We start from the raw sequence: 15868 nt of genomic DNA on the forward strand, positions 1-15868 counted from the left end.
CTCTTATTCTCTTATCCAATCACGCACATCGACAAAATGCCCGACCACAGCTGATGCGGCAGCCATTGCCGGGCTTACCAGATGGGTTCTTCCCCCAAAACCCTGACGGCCTTCAAAATTTCGATTAGAGGTTGACGCGCAGTGCTCACCCGCTCCAAGCTTATCAGCATTCATGGCTAAACACATGGAGCAACCGGGTTCCCGCCACTGCATTCCTGCCGCCGTGAAGATGTTATCCAGCCCTTCTTTCTCTGCCTGCTCTTTGACCAGACCTGACCCTGGCACCACTAAAGCTTCTTTTACCGTGGCAGCGACTTTACGGCCTTTCACCACCTGTGCCGCTTCGCGCAAGTCCTCTATACGGGAGTTTGTACAAGAGCCAATAAAGACACGGTCAACGGGAATATCTGTCATCTTCGTGCCGGCTTTCAGTCCCATATAAGTGAGGGCACGCGCATAACCTTCTTTTTTATCCTGACTCTCAACCTTGACAGGATCAGGCACACAGCCATCCACAGGCTGCACCATTTCAGGCGAGGTACCCCAGGTCACTTGTGGCACAATATCTTCGCCTTGCAATACAACCACCTGATCAAACATGGCATCAGGATCAGAGTGAAGCTCACGCCAGGCTTTTACTGCCAGACGCCAGTCGTCTCCCTCAGGCGCATAGGGACGACCTTGCACATAGTCCAGCGTGGTTTGATCCACAGCCACCATGCCCACACGAGCACCAGCCTCAATGGCCATATTACAGATGGTCATACGACCGGCCATACTCATTTTACCAATGACATCCCCACCAAATTCTATGGCATAACCCGTTCCACCGGCCGTTCCTATTTTCCCAATAATGGCCAGAATGACATCTTTTGCTGTCACGCCAAAACCCAAAGCGCCATCAACACGCACCAGCATGTTCTTCATTTTTTTGGTCACCAGGCATTGTGTCGCCAGTACATGTTCTACCTCTGAGGTGCCAATACCATGGGCCAACGCACCAAACGCGCCGTGGGTCGCAGTGTGGGAGTCACCACAAACCATGGTGAGCCCCGGCAGGGTAATTCCCTGCTCTGGGCCTACCACATGAACAATGCCTTGACGAATGTCATTCATATCAAAGTGGGTGATGCCAAAATCCTGACAATTATCATCCAGCGTCTTCACCTGAATCTTTGCTATCGGATCGGCAATCCCGTCAATGCCTGAGCGCCTCTCCTGGGCTACTGTTGGTACATTATGATCAGGCGTGGCAATATTCGCTGTCCCTCGCCAAGGTTGGCGGCCAGCAAGCTTTAGCCCTTCAAATGCCTGCGGTGAGGTAACTTCGTGCAGCAGGTGACGGTCAATATACAAAAGCGCGGACCCATCATCTCTGCTTTGCACCAGGTGAGCATCCCATAACTTGTCATACAGCGTTTTACCTGCCATGAAATTACCTCAAATCTGTTTTGCTTGATCAATAGTTATTCCTTATAGGGTTTCGTATCCTAAGCGTAAAAGGGTTCTAATGGCTACAATAATTACTAGGAGTCTGTCGGACTTAAGGCAATTTCGGCCTGAAATCCAGAAAATTCTGGCCGCGCTTTCTGAATGTTATGCTCGAAAGCATAAGTCCGACAGCCTCCTAGGAAAACGGAATTGACGGGCCAGTTTCTGGCATATGACAATAATGAGACAGAAAAAGAATTCAATGAAAATCATTCCCATTTTTAGTGCGCTATTGACGCTTTTTATCGCTCCTTCTGTCACTCCCTCAGAAATCTATCAGTGGGAGGACGAAAAAGGTGTCCGTTATTTCAGTGACAAACCGCAGAATAACCTCTCAGCGAAGGAAGACAGTGCCGAAAAGGAACTGTTCAAGGCACTCCCACCCGACACCCATTCTCCCAAGGAAAAACTGCGTTTGCTCCAGGGCGAATGGAAGCAGGTTCAGTCCAGCCCCAACCTTGCGGAAATGGCAAACCTGCTCGCCTCCCTCTGGCAAATGCCCATCAGTGCCGACACCATTCCCCCTGAAAGGGATTTTACCTTAGCGATTAAAGACAGCCGGATCACCATTACGCCAAAGCCCAAAGGCGATAGCATTCAAAACAACACCGACCGCCAGCAGAACTTTAAAGTCCACACGGCCAAAATCGAACTGTATAACGCAACCCCCCTTGAGATTGACGGATTCTGGAGTTTTGAGTCAATCTCCAATCCCATAACCAGCGCATTTTTAGAGCAGACTGGCCCTGATGCCGATGCCGGCACTCGCCTGAACCAGGTTCGCTTTGACCTGCAAGGCAACCAGTTAATGGCAACCGTGTACTTTCCAGAGAAATATCGCATTAAGGCGTTAAAGATCATTTATGAGAAAACCGGTGACTCAACGTCTGCCCCTTCAGAAAAAAAGGCCATTGGGGATTAACCCGGATACGTTATAAACGTGAATTAAAATTTATGAAGTCTCCGGGTTAATGCCATAAATCACGACCTTGCACTCATCCCATTTTAAAGGGTATTCACTGCTAACAAAGAATACGCAAGACAACTCTGAGCAACGATTGACGTCTAAATTCAAAACAATAAAATCTTTTTAAATCTTAGTGAAAGTAATACAACACTTGTCAATTATCAAGAACATGAGAATTCTGACCAGACATAAGCTTTTAAACTATCCATAATCAGCGCACCTTAATAGAATATGAAGCTAAAGTACCAATTTTTGCAATATTCTTGTTGATAAATGCATCTCCTCCTATACTCGATAATCGCCCAATCACGATAAACTTTCTAAATAAAGGTGTTTTATCATGACTATGCTTAGCGGCACTTCTTTAAAATCACGCCTTGGCTGGAGACCTGATATCCCCGACCATAGGGATTATAATATGAGCCATGTTGAACATCTGTTGCATAAAACAGATGTTAATATAACCGAAAGAACGCCTTCACTACCCAGTAAAGTTAACTTGAGCCAATATTGTTCCCCCATAGAAAACCAGGGCAACTTAGGGTCTTGCACCGCAAATGCGGGGGTTGCGTTACTGGAATATTTTCAAAATAGAGTGCATGGTAAATTTATCGATGGTTCAAGATTATTTTTATACAAAGTGACCAGAAAATTAGCGGGGATTAAAGGCGATGGTGGTGCGCATATAAGAAATACAATTGGTGCGATGCGCCTTTTTGGTGTACCTCCTGAGGAATACTATCCTTACGATATAGAAAAATTTGATCAAGACCCCGAGGCTTTTTGCTACGCTTTCGCAGAGAATTATAAGGCAATGTCGTATTTCAGAATCCACGGGGATACAAAAGAAGAATTACTCTCTAGAATAAAACACTGTTTAGCATCGGGTCTTCCCAGTGAGTTTGGCTTTACCGTTTTCAATTCAATCGCTTTAGCTTCAGAAACAGCAGTCATCCCGTTTCCTACCCGTAAAGATAAATTGATTGGTGGTCACGCTGTTGTTGCCGTTGGCTACGATGATAATCTCGATACGGGTAACGACAAAAAAGGGGCTATTATGATCAGAAACTCATGGGGTGATAAATGGGGTGATAATGGTTATGGTTATTTACCCTATGATTATATTTTGTATGGTCTTGCCACTGACTGGTGGAGTATATTACAACAAGAATGGGTAGATACTGGACAATTCACATTCCAAGAGTGAGATAAATCAAAACCACATAAAATCTCACAAAGCTCTACTTTATACCGAACTTCTTTATCCAACGAAATATCGAGCTGCAAATTCAGACGTAGTGGTAATACAGTATGACTGAATTTGTCAGCGAAAATAACATCGTTGGATCAATAAAGGTGATCAAGAAACCAATAGCTTATTCAGCGCGTTTCTAAACACAAATGATAATAACAGCCGTAATGACAAGTAACGCTGCTCAAACTCAAACCATTCATGTTCGTGTAGCCGGACATTTCACCAACAGGCACCTGATACCAATCGACTCTTCTAGCCCGGCGAAAGCGGGCATCCATTGTCGTGGAGGATTTCTGCCTTCGAGGAATGACGGACTATTGGTATTACTTCTGGGCACCGGCCAGCAACTGAGGGTCCAGCCGTTTATCAAACCAGTTGATTCGCCAGTCAAGGTGCGCGCCAGTTACCCGCCCCGTTGCCCCCACTTTCGCAATAGCATCACCGCGCTTGATCACTTGCCCCACTTTTACCAGGATATCGCTCAAGTGTAAAAAGCTGGAAGACATTCCATAGCCATGATCAATGATAAGGGTACCTCCTGAAAAATAAAGATTGCGCTCAGACAGCGTTACTACTCCATCAGCGGGCGCCTTTATCAACGTACCTGTTGGCGCGGCAATATCCACGCCAAAATGCGGCCTGCGTCGTTCACCGTTAAATACCCGCTGACTCCCATATACACCGGTAACAGGGCCTGTTAATGGCCAGGTAAACCCCTGAAAAAAGTCGTCTTCCTCTGTTTCATGTTCCCTGGCAGCTCTCACCTGAATATTTTCCAGGCGTATCCTTTCAAGCACCGCTTTAGCCGGCTGAATATATTTTTTCGCAATCCCGTTAATTTTTTGCACCTTGTACTGCCTGGGAACTAGCTCAAGCCTGACTGTTTTCTGCTCTCCACTGGGACTCACTGTCTGATAAGACTGATTCAGTGGCGCATCACGCCCAAAGCCAAAGACAAAACGACCTTCTTCTGTCACACTCACCTCCTGGCCCAGATAGAATACTTTACTACCGGGCTCTACCTGACCGGAATAGACTCCCCCCTGGGTCAGGGCACTCTTCAGACTTGCATGCACTGGCAATGAGGAGGCGAACAAACTGATACCCAAACCCATCCAATGGCGCCATTTATTCGCAATCACTGTATTCACCCCATGTTTTGCTTTAAGAATTCTAATACCACGTTATAAAAGTCAAACACATAGCACCGTCCTTGTCATGGCGTTTATTTTTGAAAACATGTGCTTTTTCAGGTACGCTCTGGAAGAAAAATAATAAGGTAAAACATAATGGACATTATCATTTTTTCTTCTGCCTTTATCATTCCCGCGCTATACGGCTTTGGTTTATTAGCAGGACTTAAACCCTAGGAGGCTGTCGGACTTAAGACAATTTTGTCCTAAAATAAAGTATCAGGCTTAAACAGCTATTATGAAAACTTATTCTTGTAATGTCCGACGACTGACTTGTATATCCTGATAGTTGCTGACCTAGGGGGGGGAGGGCCTTTCAGATCAAGTCAACGTCATAAAATCGCCGATGGATTCAAGCAAACGGAGTAATTTGATCATGCGTTATGAAGCGTTACACTATGCCGCAATATACAATGACGTAGATGAATTGAAAGAGCTTTTAGCGCAGGGTGACGATATTAACATCCTTGATAGTAGTGGACATAAGATGACCCCCTTGATGATCGCTGCCATAAATGGAGCTACAGCAGCGCTCGGTTACTTGATTAAAGCCGGGGCAGACCTTAACTTTATTAATGGCTTTGGCAGTACCGCACTGTCATTAGCGATAACCAGTGATGAGGAATTCGCGATAAAAAAAGCCATGGTTATGGCACTGCTTAACGGCGGTGCAAACCCGAATATAGGGAAACGGCCTGCTATTGAAGCATGTGCCTGGGCCGGAGAACCCGAAATTGCTGCCGTATGCCTGCCCTTTGGTGCCACGCATTTGCGCGCCGACGATCTCACCTATGGTTGTGATGATCCTCATGGCCGTGTGTTCTCTAATCCAGAAAAAATAAAGAAGGGATTCAAAAATCTCCTAAATGGCCCCATGCCCCTTGAACAACTGGTCGTCAAGGCTATCAGATCCCATGTTAGCACAAAGAATATCCCAAAACTGCCCTTGGCACCTTTGATACTGGAAACCGTCTTTGGCCTCCCCCCGCAGTCAGACAATGAACAACCTGAATGAAGTCCCGGGTTCTGTTGATATAGGTAGCATTTTTATTTCGCCGGTTCACTATGACTTATTAATACCAATGGCTTATGCCCATGACAGCCGTCAAAAAAGGCCATTGGTATAACCCCCCTTTAAGCACCCGGGGCTATCCCTGATGACAGCGCCAGTGAATGCATTATACCATCCGGGCTTTTTACCTCTGAAAGAAGCCCCGTTTTGACCGATTCTCTGTTTTCAACCCTGCCACTGCCAGAGCCTCTGCTGGATAACCTTCAGTCATTAGGCTTTGCGGCAATGACTCCCATTCAACAGGAAAGCCTCCCGGTAATACTGGCAGGGCAGGATGTGATTGCCAAGGCAAAAACCGGCTCTGGGAAAACACTGGCATTTGCCATTAACCTGCTCACCCGAATCCACCCTGAGGATTTTTGCTGCCAGGGACTGGTGCTTTGCCCTACCCGGGAGCTGGCAACACAAGTTGCCTCAGAAACCCGCCGGGTAGCGCGCTATCTGCCAAATATAAAAGTGGTAACACTGTGTGGTGGTCAGCCCATTGGTCCGCAAATTGGCTCCCTTGCCCACGGCGCTCATATTGTGGTGGGAACACCGGGGCGGATTCAGGACCACCTTCGTAAAGGCACCTTGTCCCTCAAAAAGGTAAATACGTTAGTGCTCGATGAAGCTGACCGAATGCTGGACATGGGCTTTATCAACAGTATCAATACCATCGTCAGCTACACTCACTCACAACGACAGACCCTGTTGTACTCCGCTACCTACCCGACGTCTATTCGCGGTTTGAGTCAACATATTCAAAAACGGCCGGTAGAAGTGACCATCAGCGCCACTGATCAACATACGCATATTGACCAACAGTTTTACCTGGCCGAAAACAACGACAAACCTGAGGTGCTCCTTAAGTTGTTAGGGGATTTGCACGACTCATCCGCTGTTATTTTTTGTAACACTAAAAAAACCTGCAAGGATGTGGGCACAGTGTTATTTGAACAGGGATACAAACCATTGGTACTCCATGGTGATTTAGCACAAAAAGAACGTGACCAGATGCTGGTTCGTTTCGCTAATCGCAGTAGCCGTCTGCTCATCGCGACAGATGTCGCTGCCCGTGGTCTGGATATTGATGATCTGGCGGCTGTTATTAATTATGACCTGAGCCGGGACCCTGAAATACATGTTCATCGAATTGGTCGCACGGGCAGAGCAGGAAAAAGCGGCAAAGCACTCAGCTTGTATACGTCCCGTGAACAGTACAAACTCGATGCCATCAGTGACTATCTCCAGTGCGCGCTGACACGGTTATCACCTGACACATTGAAAAAACATACGGGAAACCCTGAGCCTGCCCCTATGGTGACGTTATGCATTGATGGTGGACGGAAGCATAAGGTACGCCCGGGGGATATTCTCGGTGCCCTGACCGGCGAAGGGGCTATTGCAGGTGATCAAGTAGGGAAAATCACTGTTTTCGATTTTGTCGCCTATGTTGCTATTACCCGCGAGTATGCACGCAGAGCCTTGCAACGTCTGGAAAAGGGCAAAATCAAAGGGCGTCAGTTTAAAGTGCGCAGGTTATGAACGACTTCGGAGAAAGTTTCCAAACAATTTTGGTTATTTTACGTTATTTACTTTCTGGGTGTGGCCATTATAATTCCTGTTTTTCTACTCTGAGGGAGTAGCCTGCCTGCCAGATTTTTTATCGTTGCAGGTGCGTACGTCAACAATCATTGGCCAACAAAACACCGGCTGTGGCGTGTGCGGCAACCTTCTTCAACCCTCAAAGGTTGTAAAAGCGTTGCCCGGTGAGACTCAGGTGGTATGCGCTGGCATGAGGGCCTGGTGCGTGTCGCCTGTAAAAAGCCCTCAGATGTACAACCTATGCCTGATATTCTGTCTTTTATTGCCGCCATTGCTGTCGGCTTTGTTGTTCTTTCCTGGAGTGCCGACCGGCTGATTGAAGTCACTTCTACGCTGGCTTTTCGCCTGGGCATGTCCATGCTGACCATCGGCATGACCATTGTCGCCTTTGGTACTTCCGCACCTGAATTACTGGTGTCCTCTGTTGCCGCTTTTAACGGTTCCGGTGGTATTTCCATAGGGAACGCCCTGGGTTCAAACACCATCAATGTGGGGTTAGTACTCGGGGTTGCCGGTTTAATCGCACCCTTAGTGGTCAGTCCGCGTATATTGTTTCGAGAGTTCCCTCTGCTTGGTGCCGTGATGGCTATCACCATTACGTTGTTATGGGATGGCCTGCTGAGTTTTAACGACGGCGTTATTCTTGCCGTGGCTCTGCTTGCCTACTGCATCTACTTGACGCGTGCTTCCGGTGCAGATGAAGACTCATCAGAAGATGTGGTTGTGCTCAAGGTCAGTACCTCCAGAGCCTGGATCGAAGCACTGGTGATGCTTGCCTTAATGTTAGGTAGCTCGCAAATACTCGTTTGGGGCGCCATGGGCCTGGCCCGTTCCATGGGTATCAGTGAATTAATCATTGGTCTGACCGTGATTGCCTTTGGAACCAGTTTACCTGAGCTAGCCGCTGCCATTGCCAGTGTTCGTAAAGGCTTGTTTGATATAACCCTGGCCACGGTGGTGGGTTCCAATACCTTTAATTTGCTCGGTGTTCTTGCACTCCCTGGTATTATCGGTGGGGGCATAGAGTTGGACAGTGCCGTATTGCAACGTGATGTTTTCGCCATGGTGGGACTCGCGCTATTGCTGGCATTGATTTCTTATAGCAGCATCAAGCGACAGCCAACACTGGATACCGGCACAGGGCTTAAGTCCTCCACGGGTATTGTTTGTCAGTTACCAAAATATAAAAGCGCGCTGTTGCTGGCAGGGTTTATCGGTTATATATCCGTACTGTTTATAACAGCCCAATAGCAAACAATGCTGGGGAGAGTTTTCCCACACTAATACATGGTTTCAATGAGTTTGCGGGTTGTCGTTATCATAAGCCTCTGCACTCCGTTCGCCCTGAGCCTGTCGAAGGGCGTAAACTCCGGCCCATGATAGATCATGCCAAACACCCTTCGACTCCGTTCAGGATGAACGGAGATGGTACACGTCAATCTCATTGAATTGATGTACTAGTGCTGTTAAGCGCTAATACCCGTACAGTCGTCATTCCCGCGAAGGCGGGAATCTACCAGAAAATGGACTCCTGTTTACATTAGCGCCATGGGCAGGCATCAATGATAATCAGAGCTGGGTTGAGAACCCGGCAGGAAGGCGCAGACAATGTTGCTATGTTCCAGGCGTTAATCGTCATTTGTCTTCTTGCGGGTATTGATCCATACAGGCAGGGGGAGTCTGCCCCCTACTTGAACAGTTACCTTCTATGAAAATATAGATATATTTACACCGACATACAGCCTTATTGATTTACATCAATAAAAATCACTTATCGATAGGTTATTTTTAATATTGCCTAAAATAATCTATATAAAAGAAAAAAGATGAAAAATATCACTAAAGAGCTTGAAGCAGTTTCTTTGAAAGAAGAAGAGATCACTGAGTCTAAAGAAACCATCAAAGATTATTCTGAAACACAGAATATGAAACCCATGAATATACTTTCCTTCGAAGAATAAGCTTTATTTGGAATGCCTATAAATTATAGTGAATCATGCTTTATATATGACCGTGAAATTAGCGATATCTTATCGAAGGCTTTCGATATAGCGTCAAAAATAGACGATAAGTACCAGTCTAGAATGATAGGCACAGGCAAAGTATCAGCACATGATCGAAAAAATATATTTACGCCCCTTAAAGAAAGCGTGTTCCGCACTCTCATACGGTGACCAGGGGTTCTACGATAAACTGATTACAGCTTATCATCAAAATAAAATAATTGAGTAAGTTAGTATTTTTGGCAATAATTGAGCCTTGCTAATCAAGCCTCAGACTTACCAGGTTTAGAGACAAAGTGATATTTACCTATGTGATATAAATACTGTGATAATATACGCCTGCATTAGGCTCACCATATAAGAACTTTGAAAAAGGCTTTGTCATAGTAATGATTATTTTTAAGAGCAAATTTTTTTGGATTGCTATTGGTTTGGTTTTGCTGCAACAAATACTGGTAGGACTTTCAACCTACGCCATAGGTATGGCTGGCAAGGCCATTTTTACTGATTTCCACGAGTCAATTTTTTATATTGAAGTGTTTTTTTTACTGATTATATTTGTTTATATTTCAGGCGCAACGTCACTGTTTTTTAGAGTAAAGCTTTCCAATTCAGTGTGGAAAAAGTACTATCAGTCTGTTTTTTTATCATTAACCCAAAAAAGTCAGGGAGTTAACACACAGAAAAATAAAACGAACACTCACTCATGGATAGGAAGTGAAGCTCTAAATACTATTGATGATGCTGGATTCTTTTTCGTTGAAATAGCAGCAGTATATTTTAATATAATATTCACGGGAGTTGCTTTCGTTACTTTACTTGGCCTGGAAGTTTCCAGCGTTTTATTCTTATCACTAAGTCTATCAATAATCCTAGTAGTCGCATTAAAAAATAAGATAAAAAATCTTGCTTCCAGCATACAGTCCTCACAACTAAAAACAATTGGTAGTATAGGTTTTATTTGGGATAATATATTCTTTGGCACAAAGAAAAACTATCTAAAATCTATAGATAAATCAAATAAAACATCCCAGGAATTCTTTAAAAACAAAGAAAAGTACTCTATTTATGAGCAAGTTATTTCATGCGTCCCTGTCCTTATATCAATACCAATAATCATGTATATTGTAAATACATCCTATGCGCTATCTGCTGAATCAATGGGTTTATTAATTGCGGTTCTTCCAAGAATACTGCAGCTTTTTCAAAGTATCCATGCGGCAACAACATTTACAAGCCAATTAATTTTAAAATCCAAAAAGCTAAAAAACCTTGATTGTTTTGTTAGTAGTTTGGATTATATAGACATAAATGGGTTAATAAAAACCAGCATGATCAGGGTTGTCGACTGCGCCAACAACAAACCTATCAGTATATCTGATTTGATTTCAAAACTTGGAGAAAGTGGGTGTATTGGTCGTTACTCAATAACAGGGGACAATGGTGTTGGTAAGAGTTCTTTAATGAAAAAAATTAAAGAAATAAGAAAAAACTCCATATACATATCCCCAAATATAAACATCGGAACTGAGTTTATTTCGTCTTCTACGGGGCAGGATAAGATTTTCCAAATCAATTCAGCAATTGAAGACTCAGAAGCCGATACTTATTTATTTGATGAGTGGGATGCAAATCTGGACATTTCTAATATGAAGAGTGTTGAAAATGAAATAGCCTTATTGTCAAAAGATAAGCTTGTAATCGAAATCAGACACACTAGGAGCCTGTCCGAGAATAGACCGCGTTACTGCGGCTGCGATAAATTGGTCTAAAAGTTCCTGCTTCTTCATCAAATAGCCCCGCTATTCTCCTCAGAAGCAGAAATTTTATCCTCAATTTCTCGCGACCCTCGCTACGGGCGCTGTTCTCGAACAGCCTCCTAGGTTTAGCAATGGATTTTAAAAACATCATGATGGCTTTTTGATAGTTATAATGTTTTAGAGTAAAAATATTATTTATATGAAAAAATAAGCAAAACAATAAAAATCCTTACCTTAAATTGACACAAATACAATTAAACTGTACGCTCATGGAATTTAATTAAATGCCAGAGCTTCATAATGTGTTTCAGCAATGAAAATAAAGCACGAATAAAGCACATAAGTGCAACACTCCTCAGTGTTTTTGCCTATCTTGTTTTTATTGTCGTCCCTGAGCCTTGACAGGTGATACACACAATTAGTAACCCACTTTAATCACCCACCTACAACCTACAAAAAGGGGAAACAAAGACTTCCATAGCGTTTAAAGTGGATGCCCTGGGGATTATCTTGGCCTTATTAATAAGAATTTCAGTAATTTATTGATAAAAGGATAAAAAAGTATGCAGCAGAAACAGTTACTTTTAACCCGTGCGGCCATTTCCGGCACTATTTGCGCCATTATTGCTTCTACCGCACAAGGCGATCTGAGCCAACTCTTTGAGGAAGGTAGCCTCAATGGTAAATTACGTTCCATCTATTTTGATATTGATAAAAAAGAGTATTTAAACGGTTCCAACACCAAAACAACGGGTGCCTGGACAGGCAGCTTGTGGCTTGACGCTAAATCGGGCTATGCATGGGATGTTATTGGTTTTGACGCGTCCTATTACGGCGTGCAAAAATTATCCATGGCCAATGATAACAAACGTGAAAATGGTGGCGGTGGCAGCAAAGAGCTGTTGAACGACAATAACGAAGGGGTCGCAAAACTCGGCCAGGCTTATATCAAAGCCAAACTTGGTGATGATGCTGTTGGCGGGCAGTTTCGCGCGGGCCGCCAACTTATCTATAACGCGCTGGTTTCAAGCTCTCGCTCCCGCTCTGTACCGAGTACCTGGTTTGGGTATAACCTTGTGGGCAAGGTTGACGCAATTAACTACGGTCTTGTCTATGTTGACCAAATGTCCCTTCGCAACCAGGCCGGTTTCCATAAGCTTGTCAGCTTCGACGATCGGCCCATTGATCATATCATTGGCGCTCAGTTAGGCTATAACGCCGATGGGGTTAAACTGCAATACCGCAACGCATTTTCCAAGGACTTTCTGAAAGCCCATAATGGCACCGTGGGTTATACCTTTGACCTTGCCCAGGACACGCGGCTTACCCTTGACGCACGCTATTATGTCACCAAAAAAGACGGGCATTTATGGAATGGCACTGCCTGGGGTAGCCCTGCCTTTGATGACAAAGCTGAGAATACCAGCCTGAATGCGCGACTGGCATTAATGGAATGGACGCTTGTTGCCTCTGTCAGTAAAACCAAAGCCAAGTCCAGTCTGGGGCTGGGTCGTTATTATTACGATTTTGGTAAAAACACCCATGGCATATGGGACGTTCCCACGACGGCCTTTGCCGAAGATTTTTTCTATGATGGTGAGCAGGCTTATACTGTGGGTGGTCAATATGACTTTACCAAGACAGGCCTCAACGGCCTGACCCTCGGTTATTTCTTCACTTATGGTCACGGTATTCAATTATCAAATGGCGATAAAGGCAGAGAACATGAGCATGATTTTCTTGCTATTTACGCCTTCAACCAAGCACCCTTAAAAGGGCTGAGCGTTAAGGCCCAATACGGTCTTTACAAAAACAGCGACAGTGTCCGCCAGGAAATCGGCTACGGCAAGCGTAACGATCTTCGCATGTGGCTTGATTACAATTTTGTCGCTTTTTAACGAAAGGCTCACGAATCAGATACGTTGATCTCGACAATTCTTGAACCTACCTTACTGACAGGCTGTCTTTTTTCTATGGCAGCCATTACTGTTAGAAGCAGTCTTAACGCTGCCTTGCTCAGCCTCACTGTTGTTTAGTTTTTGGTCAATGGCTTGAGCAAGTAGTGATAGAAGTAACATATGGCCACATAGGACACAATAACCGTTGCAATGAACAGTTCCAACTGTCCCAGACGAGCAATTCTCTCAGCCGCCCAGTCTAGATTCTGAGAACTCAGCCAGGCACTTAGCTTTAACAGCGCTGTTGCACTGATTACCACAGGGAAGGTAAAGGCGGCGTAACCCGGAGAAAACGGCAAGCGTAACAGGCGAATAAAAGCCATGAAAACCAGCGCTGTCATAAAAATAGCCAGCGGTGTCAAAATGACCAGCAACAACGGCTCAGGGTTGTCACTAATGGTTAAATAACCTGCCAGGGATAAGCTTGCTGGCGCCCCCATAATGGCAAATGTTGGCAATGCGGCATCAGGAATGGCACCACGGAACAGCAGACGATACAGCATAAAGGGCAGCTTGATAAAGTAACAGGCAAGACCGAATACAAACAGGCCATACACCAGGGTTTCATGCCCCATACCCACACTGGTGACCGCCGCCACAATAATGCCTACCGGCGGAACAAACCAACTAGGCACCATATGCTCCATTTTGAACTCAATGACCCGGTGTACGATAAAACTGGCAAACAGCAAGGCATGACAGATAACAGCAACCAACCACAAGCCTTTTGCAAACACCGGCATATAAGGAAGCAACACTTGTGCGATTACCATGGCGCACATCGCACAGGTTGGCATAACACTTGCCAGCACCGGATGCGCCAGCTCTTCTTTTAGCATGTGGGAATGCAACAAATACTTGAGCAGTATCTTGACAATCAATATTGCGGCTATAAGGGCAGTGATCACTTTCAGGGGTGTACCGTACTCGGGACTCACCATCGCCCAGGAACCTCCCAGACTGGCAATGGCTAACGCAAGGCCACCCATAGGCGTCGGCACTCGACTCAGTTTGTCAACCACGCCTCCTGACTTTGCTTTATCTGACGAAGGAGAGTGTTGTATGGCTTCCATTGGCGTTATTCTCAACAAAAAAACAATGTAAAAATACTACTTACAATGACCAAATAATAAAAATCAAAGTTTTATATAATTTAATTCAAATTTTCTTATACCCACAGTAAAAGCATTATGCCTATTACCTCAAGACAGTTAAAGGCGTTTCGGGCAGTAGCAAGCCCAGCATAACTGACGACGAATCATTTGTACTTTTCTCGTAGCCAACGGCCAGTGGCAGTGTCTCAACTACCCGCTCTTTGCCCGGATTGCCGGGCGTCTGAAACTTAGAAGCAGACTTTTAAGACTGCTTCTTAGCTAATACTCGGAAATCAGCATGATTCTCACATAGGCAGCTTTTAAATGAGAGCTTTAGTTGATCTTTAGTGAATATATTAAAGTCGTATGTCGTATGTAGAGTGTGTTCAGAATAATAACTACCAGCCGCTACCAGGAACCGGACTTGTCTGGAACGGTGTCAATCTTCAAAGTTATCTCCGGTTAAGCCTGCGTCAGCTAATGCTACGCCAGCTAAAATATCAAGCGGTGATTGGAGATTGAAGGTTGTAACAGGTGGTTGTTCGCTTTGCGAAACAGTTACCAACTCTCCGCAAGGCCCTCTTTCAGTTCTGACATAGACAGTGGCCTGGTCAGAAGTTACTTTGGATACCTCTATGCCAGTGCCTTCGAACCTATGGGTTGTGCAGTCAACGGTGCCGCCATTGCCTAATCGCTCACTGGTTTGGATTGTGGTTACTTTAGCATTAACGTCAGGGTGATCTTTTTTTATGTGCTTCCAGGCACCGGCTCTTTGAGCATACCGATTATCACAAGCGCTGCAACCAAACAGTTTTTGCCCGGTATGGATTGCTGAGTGGTTGGAAAGACTGCCAGAAGTAGTAAAAGCTTTGCCACATACATCGCAAAGATAGGGTTTCGCCCCCTTGTGGAAATCTATGTGGACGTTGAGATAGCTTCTTGTTTTAAAACTTTTTTGACAGAAAGGACAAGCAAATGGTCTCTCACCCGTGTGCGTTCTTACGTGGATTTTGAGAGAAGAGGATTGGCCAAAAATTTTCGGGCAATGAGGGCATTTATGGACAGGTTCCGTACCGGTATGTTTTTTAGCGTGCCTGGTGAGGTTATCTTGTCTAGCGTATTTTTTTCCGCATATTTCGCAGATATATTTTTCATGGGCAGGTGTCGTACTGGTATGTTTTAAAGAGTGCCTTTTGAGGCTGTCTTTTCTGGTGAATTTTTTTCCGCATGTTTCGCAGACATGTTTTGTCATGATGAGGTTCCGCCTGGTGACAGAATTCATCTGTCAATTTTACTCTATCGAAGATAAAAGCCTACAGAAATTACACTTTTCACCTGTTTTTTTTGAATAGCACACTGTAGTTAAACGGTGTCTGTTATATTAACGTCGCTAGGAGGCTGTCCGAGAATAGCGCCCGTAGCGAGGATGGCAGAAAATTGAGGATAAAAAGTCGGAAATTTTTAGTGAATAGTGGTTCTATTTGCTAA

The 15868-nt window shown here is 44.8% G+C and carries 13 protein-coding genes; 9 read left to right on the forward strand and 4 right to left on the reverse strand.

Annotated features, from left to right (window positions below; translation table 11 throughout):
• Positions 1–3 precede the first annotated feature (3 nt).
• Positions 4–1431: a 3-isopropylmalate dehydratase large subunit gene (gene leuC / locus V4C51_RS08350; protein WP_330925694.1), complete on the reverse strand. Its 1428-nt coding sequence runs from the start codon at positions 1429–1431 to the stop codon at positions 4–6.
• A 262-nt stretch (positions 1432–1693) separates the two neighbouring features.
• Here leuC and V4C51_RS08355 point away from each other — a divergent pair, with 262 nt between their 5' ends.
• Both V4C51_RS08355 and V4C51_RS08360 read left to right on the forward strand, forming a co-directional pair.
• A complete protein-coding gene (locus tag V4C51_RS08355) occupies positions 1694–2413 on the forward strand; it encodes a DUF4124 domain-containing protein (RefSeq protein ID WP_330925695.1) in 720 nt (239 codons plus the stop codon).
• Positions 2414–2798: 385 nt separating this feature from the next.
• Entirely contained in the window at positions 2799–3665 is an 867-nt protein-coding gene (locus V4C51_RS08360; protein ID WP_330925696.1) for a C1 family peptidase, read from the forward strand.
• A gap of 371 nt (positions 3666–4036) precedes the next feature.
• On the opposite strand, the gene V4C51_RS08365 is transcribed toward V4C51_RS08360, so the two are convergent.
• On the reverse strand, positions 4037–4855 hold the full coding sequence (locus tag V4C51_RS08365; protein ID WP_330925697.1) for a M23 family metallopeptidase: 819 nt from the start codon (positions 4853–4855) through the stop codon (positions 4037–4039).
• A 427-nt stretch (positions 4856–5282) separates the two neighbouring features.
• Between V4C51_RS08365 and V4C51_RS08370 the strand changes: the two genes are divergently transcribed.
• The 7 genes from V4C51_RS08370 to V4C51_RS08400 all read left to right on the forward strand — a co-directional run bounded on the left by V4C51_RS08370 (position 5283) and on the right by V4C51_RS08400 (position 13226).
• Positions 5283–5921 (forward strand): ankyrin repeat domain-containing protein, encoded by a 639-nt coding sequence (locus tag V4C51_RS08370; RefSeq protein WP_330925698.1) that lies wholly within the window; start codon positions 5283–5285, stop codon positions 5919–5921.
• A 204-nt stretch (positions 5922–6125) separates the two neighbouring features.
• A complete protein-coding gene (gene dbpA, locus V4C51_RS08375) occupies positions 6126–7505 on the forward strand; it encodes an ATP-dependent RNA helicase DbpA (protein ID WP_330925699.1) in 1380 nt (459 codons plus the stop codon).
• A gap of 240 nt (positions 7506–7745) precedes the next feature.
• A complete protein-coding gene (locus tag V4C51_RS08380; RefSeq protein ID WP_330925700.1) occupies positions 7746–8816 on the forward strand; it encodes a calcium/sodium antiporter in 1071 nt (356 codons plus the stop codon).
• A 311-nt stretch (positions 8817–9127) separates the two neighbouring features.
• Entirely contained in the window at positions 9128–9277 is a 150-nt protein-coding gene (locus tag V4C51_RS08385; RefSeq protein WP_330925701.1) for a hypothetical protein, read from the forward strand.
• Positions 9278–9391: 114 nt separating this feature from the next.
• A complete protein-coding gene (locus tag V4C51_RS08390; RefSeq protein ID WP_330925702.1) occupies positions 9392–9526 on the forward strand; it encodes a hypothetical protein in 135 nt (44 codons plus the stop codon).
• A gap of 431 nt (positions 9527–9957) precedes the next feature.
• A complete protein-coding gene (locus V4C51_RS08395; RefSeq protein WP_330925703.1) occupies positions 9958–11340 on the forward strand; it encodes an ATP-binding cassette domain-containing protein in 1383 nt (460 codons plus the stop codon).
• Between the two features lie 551 nt (positions 11341–11891).
• The gene (locus tag V4C51_RS08400) at positions 11892–13226 is read left to right on the forward strand and encodes an OprD family outer membrane porin (RefSeq protein ID WP_330925704.1); all 1335 of its coding nucleotides are present in this window, start codon (positions 11892–11894) and stop codon (positions 13224–13226) included.
• A gap of 134 nt (positions 13227–13360) precedes the next feature.
• On the opposite strand, the gene V4C51_RS08405 is transcribed toward V4C51_RS08400, so the two are convergent.
• Together V4C51_RS08405 and V4C51_RS08410 are read right to left on the reverse strand one after the other, a co-directional pair.
• A complete protein-coding gene (locus tag V4C51_RS08405; RefSeq protein ID WP_330925705.1) occupies positions 13361–14359 on the reverse strand; it encodes a TDT family transporter in 999 nt (332 codons plus the stop codon).
• 460 nt (positions 14360–14819) lie between these two features.
• Entirely contained in the window at positions 14820–15632 is an 813-nt protein-coding gene (locus V4C51_RS08410) for a C2H2-type zinc finger protein (protein WP_330925706.1), read from the reverse strand.
• Positions 15633–15868: the final 236 nt, after the last annotated feature.

Origin of the sequence: Candidatus Sororendozoicomonas aggregata, assembly GCF_031528575.1 — a bacterium.
Lineage (GTDB): Bacteria > Pseudomonadota > Gammaproteobacteria > Pseudomonadales > Endozoicomonadaceae > Endonucleibacter > Endonucleibacter aggregata.

What these genes read in the sequence shown, in the direction of transcription:
- V4C51_RS08390 (WP_330925702.1), top strand. Translation starts at nt 9,392, where the DNA reads ATGAAAAATATCACTAAAGAGCTTGAAGCAGTTTCTTTGAAAGAAGAA.
- V4C51_RS08400 (WP_330925704.1), top strand. Translation starts at nt 11,892, where the DNA reads ATGCAGCAGAAACAGTTACTTTTAACCCGTGCGGCCATTTCCGGCACT.
- V4C51_RS08395 (WP_330925703.1), top strand. Translation starts at nt 9,958, where the DNA reads ATGATTATTTTTAAGAGCAAATTTTTTTGGATTGCTATTGGTTTGGTT.
- V4C51_RS08380 (WP_330925700.1), top strand. Translation starts at nt 7,746, where the DNA reads ATGCGCTGGCATGAGGGCCTGGTGCGTGTCGCCTGTAAAAAGCCCTCA.
- V4C51_RS08385 (WP_330925701.1), top strand. Translation starts at nt 9,128, where the DNA reads ATGATAATCAGAGCTGGGTTGAGAACCCGGCAGGAAGGCGCAGACAAT.
- V4C51_RS08405 (WP_330925705.1), bottom strand. Translation starts at nt 14,359, where the DNA reads ATGGAAGCCATACAACACTCTCCTTCGTCAGATAAAGCAAAGTCAGGA.
- V4C51_RS08410 (WP_330925706.1), bottom strand. Translation starts at nt 15,632, where the DNA reads ATGACAAAACATGTCTGCGAAACATGCGGAAAAAAATTCACCAGAAAA.
- leuC (WP_330925694.1), bottom strand. Translation starts at nt 1,431, where the DNA reads ATGGCAGGTAAAACGCTGTATGACAAGTTATGGGATGCTCACCTGGTG.
- V4C51_RS08360 (WP_330925696.1), top strand. Translation starts at nt 2,799, where the DNA reads ATGACTATGCTTAGCGGCACTTCTTTAAAATCACGCCTTGGCTGGAGA.
- V4C51_RS08355 (WP_330925695.1), top strand. Translation starts at nt 1,694, where the DNA reads ATGAAAATCATTCCCATTTTTAGTGCGCTATTGACGCTTTTTATCGCT.
- V4C51_RS08370 (WP_330925698.1), top strand. Translation starts at nt 5,283, where the DNA reads ATGCGTTATGAAGCGTTACACTATGCCGCAATATACAATGACGTAGAT.